The sequence below is a fragment of the Vibrio nitrifigilis genome (assembly GCF_015686695.1).
Classification (GTDB): Bacteria; Pseudomonadota; Gammaproteobacteria; order Enterobacterales; family Vibrionaceae; genus Vibrio; species Vibrio nitrifigilis.
Genome location: NZ_JADPMR010000001.1, coordinates 2,111,232 through 2,123,614, shown reverse-complemented (window position 1 = coordinate 2,123,614; position 12,383 = coordinate 2,111,232). Strand labels below are relative to the sequence as shown.

At 42.6% G+C, this 12,383-nt stretch carries 11 protein-coding genes; 6 read left to right on the top strand and 5 right to left on the bottom strand.

Annotated features, from left to right (window positions below):
• Positions 1–174 precede the first annotated feature (174 nt).
• Positions 175–396 (bottom strand): cold shock domain-containing protein CspD, encoded by a 222-nt coding sequence (gene cspD / locus I1A42_RS09435; protein ID WP_161157951.1) that lies wholly within the window; start codon positions 394–396, stop codon positions 175–177.
• Between the two features lie 498 nt (positions 397–894).
• On the opposite strand from cspD, the gene clpS reads away from it, so the two are divergent.
• Entirely contained in the window at positions 895–1,215 is a 321-nt protein-coding gene (clpS, locus tag I1A42_RS09430; protein ID WP_161157952.1) for an ATP-dependent Clp protease adapter ClpS, read from the top strand.
• 46 nt (positions 1,216–1,261) lie between these two features.
• Positions 1,262–3,532: an ATP-dependent Clp protease ATP-binding subunit ClpA gene (clpA, locus tag I1A42_RS09425; protein ID WP_161157953.1), complete on the top strand. Its 2,271-nt coding sequence runs from the start codon at positions 1,262–1,264 to the stop codon at positions 3,530–3,532.
• Positions 3,533–3,669: 137 nt separating this feature from the next.
• Here clpA and infA read toward each other — a convergent pair whose 3' ends face one another.
• The 3 genes from infA to aat form a co-directional block, all read right to left on the bottom strand.
• Complete coding sequence (gene infA / locus I1A42_RS09420; protein ID WP_027252769.1) at positions 3,670–3,888, bottom strand: translation initiation factor IF-1; 219 nt, start codon at positions 3,886–3,888, stop codon at positions 3,670–3,672.
• A gap of 83 nt (positions 3,889–3,971) precedes the next feature.
• Complete coding sequence (locus I1A42_RS09415; protein WP_161157954.1) at positions 3,972–4,673, bottom strand: arginyltransferase; 702 nt, start codon at positions 4,671–4,673, stop codon at positions 3,972–3,974.
• 14 nt (positions 4,674–4,687) lie between these two features.
• Complete coding sequence (gene aat / locus I1A42_RS09410) at positions 4,688–5,407, bottom strand: leucyl/phenylalanyl-tRNA--protein transferase (protein WP_161157955.1); 720 nt, start codon at positions 5,405–5,407, stop codon at positions 4,688–4,690.
• Positions 5,408–5,437: 30 nt separating this feature from the next.
• On the opposite strand from aat, the gene I1A42_RS09405 reads away from it, so the two are divergent.
• Positions 5,438–5,905 (top strand): outer membrane lipoprotein, encoded by a 468-nt coding sequence (locus tag I1A42_RS09405; RefSeq protein ID WP_196123309.1) that lies wholly within the window; start codon positions 5,438–5,440, stop codon positions 5,903–5,905.
• Between the two features lie 163 nt (positions 5,906–6,068).
• The gene (aroA, locus tag I1A42_RS09400; RefSeq protein ID WP_196123308.1) at positions 6,069–7,349 is read left to right on the top strand and encodes a 3-phosphoshikimate 1-carboxyvinyltransferase; all 1,281 of its coding nucleotides are present in this window, start codon (positions 6,069–6,071) and stop codon (positions 7,347–7,349) included.
• A 131-nt stretch (positions 7,350–7,480) separates the two neighbouring features.
• Here aroA and I1A42_RS09395 read toward each other — a convergent pair whose 3' ends face one another.
• On the bottom strand, positions 7,481–7,726 hold the full coding sequence (locus tag I1A42_RS09395) for a YciN family protein (protein WP_161157958.1): 246 nt from the start codon (positions 7,724–7,726) through the stop codon (positions 7,481–7,483).
• Positions 7,727–8,056: 330 nt separating this feature from the next.
• On the opposite strand from I1A42_RS09395, the gene topA reads away from it, so the two are divergent.
• Both topA and glgC read left to right on the top strand, forming a co-directional pair.
• The gene (gene topA, locus I1A42_RS09390; RefSeq protein ID WP_161157959.1) at positions 8,057–10,681 is read left to right on the top strand and encodes a type I DNA topoisomerase; all 2,625 of its coding nucleotides are present in this window, start codon (positions 8,057–8,059) and stop codon (positions 10,679–10,681) included.
• A 484-nt stretch (positions 10,682–11,165) separates the two neighbouring features.
• Positions 11,166–12,383 (top strand): glucose-1-phosphate adenylyltransferase, encoded by a 1,218-nt coding sequence (glgC, locus tag I1A42_RS09385; protein WP_196123307.1) that lies wholly within the window; start codon positions 11,166–11,168, stop codon positions 12,381–12,383.

Sequence of the window (12,383 nt, the reverse complement as noted above, 5' to 3'; positions counted from 1 at the left end):
AGTAGGCGACTAAACTATCGCTATGTTTAAAGATAGCAACGTCAACTTATTCGCAAAGGATGCGCCCTGCTAGCAAGAAATGGCATGCATTGATATATAATCTGACCAGTATGAACCTAATGGTTCATAACCTGAGGTATTCATCTATATCAGTGTTGCGCAGACACTAAGTCGTTACTTAGCTTGTTCCCCTTCGATAGGTACGACAGAACTCGCATGATAGCCTTTTGGACCTTCTTCAACTTCATAAGATACCGTTTGGCCCGCTTTAAGCGTGCGGTAACCGTCCATCTGAATGGTTGAATAATGTGCGAAGATATCCCCATCTTCACCTTGTGGACAAATAAAACCAAATCCTTTTGCGTTATTGAACCATTTTACTGTACCTGTAGCCATGCTATACATCCCTCATGCATTTTGTTACTGATGTGTAAAGGTGGGGTATCACAGGAACCCTTCCTGTCCCAACCATTGGTGATTATCCATTTAACTAATGCTAAATAGTTAGTCACTAATTGACCAATTTAGCTAATAGAGTGGGACAGTCAATAGTAAAATCGCATAAAGAGTGTTGCTTTTATAATCAAGTCACATTTGTAAGAATGTTGTTTAGCTTGCAACTTATTCTTTTATTAGTATTTTTAATTTGCAAATAGCGACGCATTCTGTGAAATCATTTGTATAATTGCGATTAAGTTTTGTGCGGTTACGCAGGTCAGTGATCATAATCGCAATCTTTTATTTGCAGCGGCTTCATTGGTGGATTAGTCTCTTAAGTAAGGGCTGATTTTCACCTGAACACACAGCATGTTACGTATGAATAAATATGAGCATTGCATGAACCGGTAGTACAGAGCACAATAGATATTTAAAACACTCTGAAATCAAAACGTCATGGGTAAGAATTTTGAATGGGTAACTCCAGGCTCAGATTTGCTGGAGGAAGAAAAGACAGCGATAAAGCCACCGGCGATGTATAACGTACTGTTAATGAACGATGATTACACCCCGATGGACTTTGTTATAGAAATCCTAGAGCGGTTTTTTTCTATGGATATAGAAAGGGCAACTCAGGTGATGCTTAAAGTACATTACGAAGGCAAAGCAATATGTGGCACGTTTACTGCAGAGGTAGCAGAGACGAAAGTCATGCAAGTGACAATGTATTCGAGGGAAAACGAGCATCCGTTGCTCTGTACATTAGAGCAGGCGTAACACGATAGCACATGCGAAAACCGTGGTTGTTTCTTAAGGAGGCCTTATGCTTAACAAAGAACTAGAATCGAGTTTAAATGGCGCATTCGCGCGGGCTCGTGACAAAAGACATGAGTTTATGACCGTAGAGCACCTCCTACTGGCGTTGTTGGAAAATGACGCTGCGAAGGAAGCATTAGTCGCGTGTCAGGCCGATATTGAGACATTACGTCGTGAACTTGACACATTCATTGATCAAACCACCCCGCTGATTCCAGACAACGATGAAACCCGTGAAACTCAACCAACCCTGAGTTTTCAGCGTGTGCTACAAAGAGCCGTTTTCCATGTTCAGTCTTCTGGTCGTAGCGAAGTGACCGGAGCGAATGTTTTAGTTGCGATTTTTAGTGAACAAGAATCTCACGCCGCTTATTTGTTGAAGAAAAATGACATTAGCCGCCTCGATATTGTTAACTATATTTCGCATGGTATTACAAAAGCTTCCAGCGCGAGTGAAGACTCTTCTTCAGACTCTTTCGGTCCAGAAAGTAGTGAAGAAGTCAGTACTGACGAACGTTTAGAAAGTTTTGCAAGTAACCTCAATCAACTGGCAAAACAAGGGCAAATTGACCCGCTAATCGGACGTGACAAAGAACTTGAACGTACGATTCAAGTACTCTGTCGCCGTCGCAAAAATAACCCGCTACTCGTTGGCGAAGCAGGGGTAGGTAAAACTGCTATTGCTGAAGGGTTAGCATGGAGAATCGTTGAAGGCACGGTTCCTGATGTCATTAAAGATAGCGTTATTTACTCTTTAGATATCGGTTCGCTGTTAGCTGGCACTAAGTATCGAGGTGACTTTGAAAAACGTTTCAAAGCGATTCTGAAGCAGCTTGAAAAAGAAAAAGACGCGATTCTGTTTATCGATGAAATTCATACCATTATTGGTGCTGGCGCAGCATCTGGCGGCCAAGTGGATGCTGCTAACTTGATTAAACCTCTACTAAGTAGTGGCAAGTTGCGCTGTATTGGTTCAACGACTTACCAAGAATACAGCACGATCTTTGAAAAAGAACGCGCATTGGCTCGTCGTTTCCAAAAAATCGATGTGGTGGAACCATCGTTAGACGATACCACGAAGATTTTAATGGGATTGAAACCTAAATACGAAGCTCACCATGAGGTGCGTTACACCAATAAGGCGTTACGAGCTGCGGTTGAATTGTCAGCTAAATACATCAATGAACGTCACCTTCCTGACAAAGCCATTGATGTCATCGACGAAGCGGGCGCTAGAGTACGTTTATTGCCTGTCAGTAAGCGTAAGAAAACCGTGGGTGTTGCTGAGATTGAATCCATGGTGGCCAAAATGGCCCGTATCCCTGAGAAATCAGTGTCATCATCTGATAAAGACATTCTGAAAAAACTCGATAGCAAGATGAAAATGTTGGTTTTCGGACAAGACAATGCGATCGATGTTCTATCTGAATCCATTAAATTGACTCGTGCAGGCCTTGGTGCAGAGAATCGTCCTGTCGGTTCATTCTTGTTTGCTGGCCCTACAGGGGTTGGTAAAACAGAAGTGACGGTGCAGCTTGCCAAGTTACTGGGTATTGAGCTCCTGCGTTTCGATATGTCTGAATATGGTGAACGTCACTCGGTGAGCCGTTTAATAGGTGCGCCTCCAGGTTATGTTGGTTATGACCAAGGCGGACTATTAACTGATGCCGTCATTAAAAATCCGCACTGTGTTGTGCTTTTGGATGAAATCGAAAAGGCGCACCCTGATATCTTTAACTTGTTATTGCAAGTGATGGATAATGGGACGTTAACTGACAATAACGGGCGTAAAGCGGATTTCCGTAACGTGATTCTGGTTATGACTACCAACGCAGGTGTTGCGGAAACAGTGAAGAAATCGATTGGTTTGATTCAACAAGATCATAGCCATGATGCCATGTCGGAAATTAAGAAGGTCTTTACTCCTGAATTCCGTAACCGTTTAGACCATATCATATGGTTCAATAGCTTAGATGAAACGGTCATTGCTCAAGTGGTTGATAAGTTCATTGTTGAATTGCAAGCTCAGTTGGATGTTCGTGGTGTGTCACTTGAAGTGTCAGAAGATGCACGTAACTGGTTAGCTCATCGTGGTTACGACCGGGAAATGGGGGCTCGTCCAATGGCTCGAGTCATTCAGGATCAACTGAAGAAACCATTAGCGAATGAACTATTGTTTGGTTCACTTGTTGATGGCGGTACAGTGAAGGTTGGGCTTGATAGTGACAAACTTACTTTTGAATATCTTGGTTCAAAAGAGGAAGCTCAGGTTTCTTAATAAGTCTTAACCTATAAATACTAAAGGCACTGCAGAGCAGTGCCTTTTTTCTATCTGTGCCGCTTCTCCTGGAGACGCTGACGCACAAAAAAAGCGGGGCTTTCCCGCCTTTTCAATATTCGCTCATACGTAATAGATTAACGAGAACGGAAGACGATGCGTCCTTTAGATAGATCGTATGGAGTTAACTCAACAGTTACTTTGTCACCAGTAAGGATACGAATGTAGTTTTTACGCATTTTACCGGAGATATGTGCTGTTACCACGTGGCCATTCTCAAGCTCAACACGGAACATAGTATTTGGAAGAGTATCAAGGACAGTGCCTTGCATCTCAATTACGTCTTCTTTAGCCATTTAATCCTCTTTAGAAACTTGGCAATATTTTAACGGAGGGAATTGTGCCGTTAAAAGTACAATAAGTAAAGTTGTGGCGTATTTTACCCTCGCCAACGCTGATTTACTAGCCTTTGATGAGAATGAAAGCGTACTTTATAGTTCATTGCGGGGCATTGATCAATTTGATAGCCCAAGTAAAGCCACTGTTTTGCTTCATTTTTACACATTTGAAGCTGATAAAGAATACATAAGGTGCCAAGTGAAAGGGAAATGTCTGGATCAAAGAAGGTGTAAAATGCGCTAGCACATTGGCTCATCACATCAGTCACAGCAACAGCGACCAATTGATCGTGTTGATAAACGTGTAGAAACTGAGTATTAAGCCATTCACACAGTGAAAAGCGCAAAAATTCGTCCTTTTGTGGGGGGAACATGGTGCCATTGCGGTGACGTGTCCGAATATAGCGAGCGTATAAATCAAACCAATTATCATCTAAGGTATCTTTTAGTACCCAATGAAAATCGTCTCTCGCTTTCGCTAGCAGGCGTTTTTGACTTTTACTAGCCATGTTGTCGACCACATTAACACGTAAGGCCTGACAGGCTTTGCAGTGGTCACAATGAGGCTTATAGATGGTGTCGCCACTACGGCGAAAACCATTAGCAAGCAGTACTTCAAAATTATCAGCGGATTGCATTTGTGGATCGATAGCAACGGCGACACGCTCTAACTTATCGTCTAAATAACTACAAGGATGGTTGTTCGTTAACCCGATACGAATTTGGTGTATATCAGAACTCATTCTTCAACCTCTATCTACGATACGTCGATGGGCGAACTTAACCATTGGCGTTCAAAACAGCTTGCGCTGACGTTTTGCTCCTTTAAGGATAGCAATGTTTGCATAAATTGTGATCTTGGTAACTCTGTTGCACCGAGGGAAGCCAAATGAGGATTCATGACCTGACAATCAATGAGTTCTCCTTGATGTTGTGTAAAGTGATGACAGAAATACCATAGAGCTATTTTGGAGGCGTTATCCGCGATACTGAACATGGATTCACCACAGAAAAGTCGACCAATACTAAGACCATAAAGGCCACCGACCAGTTCCTCGTCTTCCCACACCTCAACGGAATGGCACTTGCCCATTCGAGACAGTTGTTTATAAGCCATTCTCATGTCGTTATTTAACCAAGTTTCTTCTGGCGGCCTTAGAGCTGCACACTGTTCAATAACTTTTTCCGTCGCCATATTGAGGCTAATGTCATATTTTTGCTTTCTTTGAAATTTTTTAACACTTTTACTCGGTTTAAATGTCTTAGGATAAAAGACGGCTCGTGGCGATGGACTCCACCAGAGGATAGGTTCACCTGGTCCATACCATGGAAATATCCCTTGTCGATAAGCGTTGAGTATTCGTTGTGGATTGAGATCACCCCCAAAGGCCAATAGGCCATTTGGCTCTTCCAACGCTTCAAATGGAGAAGGAAAGAGAAAATTATCCGGTGCGAGTTCGGTAAGGTAAATCGTCATAGCCAACCCATGCCTTATAGGAGACAGAAAATGAAAAAGTGGATATGGATCTTATTGATTTTTCCATTGTTTGCCAATGCAGCTTATCAAAGGAATCAAGCGAGACCTGTGAATAACGTCGTATTTGGCTCGGTAGAAACAGTTCGATACATTTCTCAACAGCAAATTCACCATGCACAACATAACGATGATGGCTGGAAAACATTGTTGGGAGCCGTCGTTGGTGGGGTGATAGGCCATCAATTCGGAGGTGGACATGGTCGTCAGGTCGCGACTGTCGTTGGTGCCGCGGCTGGGGCTGGGGTTGCACATGCGGCTAATAGCGCTGATCCCATTTACCGTGAACAATATAAATTGGTTGAATTACTAATAAAAACTGACGATGGTAAATTGGTTGATGTGATTCAAGATGTTGATCCGGAAATGCTATTTGGTTCAGGCGATCAGGTGCGAATTCTCTATTTTGATGATGGCGTGAGAGTAGATCGCGAAATGTAACGTAACGTTAATGCGCTTTATCCTTGTAAGTGTTGGTGTGAGAAATCCTGTGATTGACACTAGCGCCTAGGGCAATTTTTCGTTAGTCTGCAAATACGAAGAATTTTCGTCGCCATTTTTCACTGATGAATGATGTTGGCGGCGCAAGGATACACAACTTTAAATGGAAAGCCTTACGTTACAACCTGTTGAAAAATTTGATGGAGAAGTGAATCTTCCTGGTTCAAAAAGTGTTTCTAACCGAGCTTTATTGCTCGCTGCACTAGCAAAAGGGAAGACGCGCCTCACTAACTTACTTGATAGTGATGATATTCGTCATATGCTCAGTGCCCTTACTAAACTGGGTGTTCAGTATCAACTTTCTGATGATAAAACCGTTTGTGAAGTGGAAGGTTTAGGCCGGCCATTTTCGGCAGACACGCCATTAGAACTGTTTTTGGGTAACGCTGGTACAGCAATGCGTCCACTTGCGGCAGCACTGTGTTTGGGTCAAGGTGAGTTTGTTCTGACTGGCGAACCTCGCATGAAAGAACGCCCAATTGGTCACTTAGTCAATGCGCTGCGTGAAGCTGGCGCAGAAATTGAATATTTAGAAAATGAGAATTACCCGCCACTGTCGATAAAAGGCACTGGTCTCAAGTCGGGTACTGTCGCCATCGATGGTTCTATTTCTAGTCAATTTTTGACGGCTTTTCTCATGTCTGCGCCACTGGCTGATGGTGACATCACCATCAATATTGTGGGTGAGTTAGTATCAAAACCTTATATCGATATTACCTTGCAGATCATGCAACAGTTCGGTGTTAATGTTATTAACAACGACTACCAACAGTTCGTGATACCAACAGGGCAAAGCTACGTCGCACCAGGACATTTTATGGTGGAAGGTGATGCATCATCAGCGTCTTACTTCCTCGCCTCTGCAGCGGTTAAAGGCGGCAGTGTGAAAGTGACGGGGATTGGCAAAAAAAGCATCCAAGGTGATGTGCAATTTGCTGACGCGTTAGAAAAAATGGGGGCAGAAATTGAGTGGGGTGATGAATATATTATTGCTCGTCGCGGTGAACTCAATGCCATCGATATGGATTTTAACCATATTCCAGATGCAGCCATGACTATTGCAACTGCAGCCTTGTTCGCTAAAGGGACCACCACCATTCGCAATGTATATAACTGGCGCGTGAAAGAAACCGATCGCTTAGCGGCTATGGCGACAGAGCTACGTAAAGTCGGCGCTGAAATAGAAGAGGGCGAAGACTACATCACGGTCACTCCGCCAGAAAAATTCATCCATGCAGCCATTGATACTTATGATGATCACCGCATGGCAATGTGTTTTTCGTTAGTGGCTTTCTCTGACGTTGGTGTGACGATTAATGATCCAAAATGTACGTCAAAAACATTCCCAGATTATTTTGATAAATTCGCCGCATTAAGTCATTAAATGGTCAACGTTATGATGAAATAAAGCCTCTTCCGAGGCTTTATTTTTAGTGTAAATGTAATTTGCTGATGGTCACCATATATAATACTCATACACTAGGCTTGACACTTTAGATATTTAGCCATCAATCACTATTCGAGAGTAAATTCTGATGATAGGTGGTGCGCTAAATATTTAAACATGTTGAATACCGCTGTTGTTTTTGTGGTTGGCAGTCCGTTGTCATCAAGGAAATATTCACCTTTAAATACTAAAATGCCTGCTTTTTCTTCAACTTGAGTAGCTTTCATGCCTTCAACATAATGTTCATGATCTTGAATTAGTTGATTCGCTATCATGAGTAAGTCGACTTTTGAAATGGGCTTTTTATCGGCCATAATGTTTCCTTTTATTATTTTGTTTGGCAGTGATAACTAGTGTATTGAGCGCATAATATCAGACAATGATCGAGCTCAGTAAAAACTAAAATTGTGATTTATTGCAAAATTCACTTGTTTTACCTCGCGTTCTGTCCAGACTGTCATTACTATGTGCGAGTTTTCTGGAGCGCTTAGCATTTCGTCGATTTGTCGAGCAAATAAGCCGGTTTTTAAAAAAACAAGTTGATCTTCTGGTTATCTACCTCGATAGTAAAAAAAGAAGCAATATTTAAGAACATAATGCGATAAAACCAGTCGCAAAGTGGTTAAGGACATTTGAATCAAATTATGGGTAAATCACTCGTTATCGTGGAGTCGCCAGCCAAGGCCAAAACAATCAACAAATATCTTGGCAAAGACTTTATCGTAAAGTCTAGTGTCGGTCATGTCCGCGATCTGCCAACTGCCGGTCAATCAACTGGTGCCAAAAAAGCAGCGCCGACGTCGACTAAAGGCCTTAGTGCTGAAGAAAAAGCTCGCCTTAAGAAAGAAAAAGAGCGTTCATCTTTAATCAAGAAGATGGGTATCGATCCCTACAATGGTTGGGAAGCGAATTATCAGATACTGCCGGGTAAAGAAAAGGTAGTAAATGAACTTAAAAAGTTAGCGAAAGACGCAGACAGCGTTTATCTCGCAACCGACTTGGACCGCGAAGGAGAGGCCATCGCTTGGCACCTTCGTGAGATCATCGGTGGCGATGAAGAGCGATATAAACGTGTTGTGTTTAACGAAATCACTAAAACAGCAATCCAACAGGCGTTTAAGCAGCCTGGTGACCTAAATATGGATGGTGTTAACGCCCAACAAGCACGTCGTTTTATGGACCGTGTTGTGGGCTTTATGGTGTCTCCGTTGCTATGGAAAAAAGTGGCGCGTGGTTTATCCGCAGGACGTGTTCAATCTGTAGCAGTGAAGCTACTTGTGGAACGTGAGCGTGAAATCAAAGCGTTTACCCCTGAAGAGTTCTGGGATATCAACGCCGATACCAAAACCAGTGCAAATGACAAATTCCGTTTGCTGGTCGCGCAACAAAATGGCGAAGCATTTAAGCCGACTAACGAACAAGAAACCAAAGCAGCAATCAGTGTTTTGGAAAAAGCGCGCTATGAAGTTTGTAAGCGAGAAGATCGCCCTACAACGAGTAAGCCAAGTGCGCCATTCATTACCTCTACATTGCAGCAAGCGGCAAGTACTCGCTTAGGTTATGGTGTTAAGAAAACCATGATGCTAGCGCAGCGTCTTTACGAAGGCGGTTACATCACCTACATGCGTACTGACTCAACCAACTTGAGCCAAGAAGCGGTTGCCTCTGTTCGTGATTTCATCACTGATCAATTTGGTGATAAATACCTACCAAGTAAGCCAAATGTTTACGGCAGTAAAGAAAATGCCCAAGAGGCGCACGAAGCGATTCGTCCTTCTAGCGTTGATGTTAAATCTGATGATTTGCAAGGTATGGATGCGGATGCGCACAAATTGTATAACTTAATTTGGAATCAGTTTGTGGCGTGTCAAATGACGCCTGCTCAATACACTTCTACAACTGTAAGTGTTAAGGCGGCAGAATACACGTTGAAAGCAAAAGGCCGTATTCTCAAATTCGATGGTTGGACACGTGTACAACGTCCACTTGGTAAGAATGAAGACCAAATTTTACCTGAAGTAAAAGTAGGGGATGAACTAGCCCTTGAAGCGTTAGATCCTAAACAGCATTTTACTAAGCCACCGGCTCGCTATACTGAAGCAGCATTGGTTAAAGAATTAGAAAAACGTGGGATTGGTCGACCATCTACTTACGCATCGATTATTTCTACCATCCAAGATCGTGGTTACGTAAAAGTCGATTCACGTCGTTTTTACGCGGAAAAGATGGGCGAAATTGTTACAGATCGTCTGGATGATAGTTTTGAAGATTTGATGAACTATGACTTCACAGCACGTATGGAACAAAAACTCGACCAAATTGCCGAAGGTGATGCTAATTGGAAAGGGGTATTAGACAACTTCTTTGCCGATTTTAGTCAAAACCTTGAACAAGCCGAGCAAGATGAAGAACAAGGTGGTATGAAGCCTAACCACATGGTGCAAACAGATATTGAATGTCCAACTTGTGGTCGTCCAATGGTGATTCGCACGGCTTCTACTGGCGTTTTCTTAGGGTGTTCTGGTTATGCACTTCCGCCGAAAGAACGTTGTAAGACAACCATCAATCTTGGTGATGAAGATGGTGTTATCAATGTCTTAGAAGAAGATGTTGAAACCGCAGCACTACGCGCTAAAAAACGTTGCCCAATTTGCGGCACTGCAATGGATGCTTACTTGATTGATGAAAAACGTAAGCTTCATGTGTGTGGTAATAACCCAAATTGTGAAGGCTATATCGTTGAACACGGCGAATTTAAACTGAAAGGGTATGATGGCCCTGTTGTTGAGTGCGATAAATGTGGCTCAGACATGGTTCTGAAAAATGGCCGATTTGGTAAGTACATGGCATGTACCAATGAATCTTGTAGCAATACCCGTAAGATTTTGAAAAACGGTGAAGTTGCTCCGCCAAAAGAAGACCCGGTCCATTTCCCAGAACTACCTTGCACACAGTCTGACGCGTATTTTGTGCTGCGCGATGGTGCGTCTGGCTTATTCTTTGCGGCAAGTAATTTCCCTAAATCGCGTGAGACACGCGCACCGTTAGTGGAAGAGCTAGCAAAATATCAAGACCGCTTACCTGAGAAATTCAAGTACCTAGCAACTGCTCCAGCGAAAGATCCTGATGGTGAACGTGCTGTAGTACGCTTTAGCCGTAAATCGAAAGAGCATTATGTACGTACCGAACATGATGGAAAACCATCTGGATGGACGGCGCTATACATCGACGGTAAATGGGAAGTAACGGATAAACGCAAGAAAAAATAGTGATTTATCAATAACAAACCATGAATAAAAAGGCAGCTTACGAGCTGCCTTTTTATTTTGTTGGCTATTTCTCAGTTTTCTAAAACAGTGTTGAATATTTTGTTAAATTCCCAATTATTTGTTCTCATTATTCAATATGTTGACTATCTTTTTTATAGGAGCTTGTAAACGAAGTACGGTTTGTCGTAAACCTGCTCGGATAAAGGCATTGCGTATCCAGTTCTAAATCACGATGTTTAATGAATGATAAAGATTGATGTACTTGTTTATTAAACGTTGGTCAGTGTGTGAGTGTCGCTCTTGATATTACACTGGTGTACGCAACCGGTGGGTAAAGTGGTCAGTGATTAATTTGCAGCCAGTATTGACCTACTTGATGGCCTTTTGCCCCATTTGTCGCGGTGGGGATGATGCTTCGATGGAAGAACAGTGTTTATCAAATCTACTGGTGGGCACTGAAAACAATAAATAACGGAGAACCTTAATGGCTGGTGTACTGGGAATGATTTTGGCTGGAGGCGAGGGGACTCGTTTAATGCCTTTAACGGCTTCACGGAGTAAACCATCTGTCCCATTTGGAGGCAGTTATAGGCTAGTCGATTTTGCATTAAACAATTTCGTTAATGCGGATTTAATGCGGATTTATGTGTTAACGCAATTTAAGTCACAATCACTGTATCTACATATGAAAAAAGGCTGGAATGTGGCTGGTATTACTGACCGCTTTATCGATTGTATTCCTGCCCAAATGCGAGATGGTAAGCGTTGGTATGAAGGAACTGCTGATGCGATATACCAAAACCTACGTTTTATAGAATTGTCGTCACCTGATGAAGTATGTATTTTTGGATCTGACCACATCTATAAAATGGATATTCGTCAGATGCTGGGTTACCACCGCCGTAAAGGTGCCAAGCTCACCGTTTCTGCTATCCGCATGCCCGTCAGCCAAGCATCATCATTTGGGATTATCGAAGTGGATAGAGAAGGGCGGATGGTTGGATTCGAAGAGAAGCCCGCTCATCCTAAATGTATTCCGGGTGAGCCAGAGTGTGCGCTTGTGTCGATGGGAAATTATATCTTTGATGCGCCAACACTTTATTCTGAGTTAAAATCTGATGCAGATAACCCACAATCTAGTCACGATTTTGGTAAAGATGTTATCCCGACTATGTATCCACAAGGGGATGTGTACGTCTATGATTTTTCGGATAACATGATCAAGGGTGAACGGCCTGAAGGGTACTGGCGCGATGTTGGTACTATTGAAGCGTATTGGGAAGCGCATATGGATCTCCTTGGCAAAGACCCTAAGTTTTCTTTGTATAATCGCAGTTGGCCTCTGCATACGTATTATCCACCTTTACCGCCAGCAACGTTTGTTGATGTTGATGCGCAAAAGGTTAAGTTAACCGATAGTTTGGTTTCTGGTGGGAGTTATATACAAGGATCAAGCATTTATAAATCGGTTTTAGGTTATAGAACCAATATTGCTGCTGGTTCTTGTATTAGTGAATCTGTTATCTTAGGTGATGTGAAGATAGGTGCAGGTTGTACGATTAAACGCGCCATTATTGATAAAGACGTTGAAATCGCAGCCGGCACGGTCATTGGTGAAAATAGTGAATTAGATAAACAACGCTTTCATGTTTCACCAAGTGGTATCGTAGTCATTGCTAAAGGAACAAAAGTTGGATTCTAA

Bases quoted from the DNA above. Each gene is read 5' to 3' on its own strand.
- cspD (WP_161157951.1), bottom strand. From the start codon at position 396: ATGGCTACAGGTACAGTAAAATGGTTCAATAACGCAAAAGGATTTGGT.
- clpS (WP_161157952.1), top strand. From the start codon at position 895: ATGGGTAAGAATTTTGAATGGGTAACTCCAGGCTCAGATTTGCTGGAG.
- clpA (WP_161157953.1), top strand. From the start codon at position 1,262: ATGCTTAACAAAGAACTAGAATCGAGTTTAAATGGCGCATTCGCGCGG.
- infA (WP_027252769.1), bottom strand. From the start codon at position 3,888: ATGGCTAAAGAAGACGTAATTGAGATGCAAGGCACTGTCCTTGATACT.
- I1A42_RS09415 (WP_161157954.1), bottom strand. From the start codon at position 4,673: ATGAGTTCTGATATACACCAAATTCGTATCGGGTTAACGAACAACCAT.
- aat (WP_161157955.1), bottom strand. From the start codon at position 5,407: ATGACGATTTACCTTACCGAACTCGCACCGGATAATTTTCTCTTTCCT.
- I1A42_RS09405 (WP_196123309.1), top strand. From the start codon at position 5,438: ATGAAAAAGTGGATATGGATCTTATTGATTTTTCCATTGTTTGCCAAT.
- aroA (WP_196123308.1), top strand. From the start codon at position 6,069: ATGGAAAGCCTTACGTTACAACCTGTTGAAAAATTTGATGGAGAAGTG.
- I1A42_RS09395 (WP_161157958.1), bottom strand. From the start codon at position 7,726: ATGGCCGATAAAAAGCCCATTTCAAAAGTCGACTTACTCATGATAGCG.
- topA (WP_161157959.1), top strand. From the start codon at position 8,057: ATGGGTAAATCACTCGTTATCGTGGAGTCGCCAGCCAAGGCCAAAACA.
- glgC (WP_196123307.1), top strand. From the start codon at position 11,166: ATGGCTGGTGTACTGGGAATGATTTTGGCTGGAGGCGAGGGGACTCGT.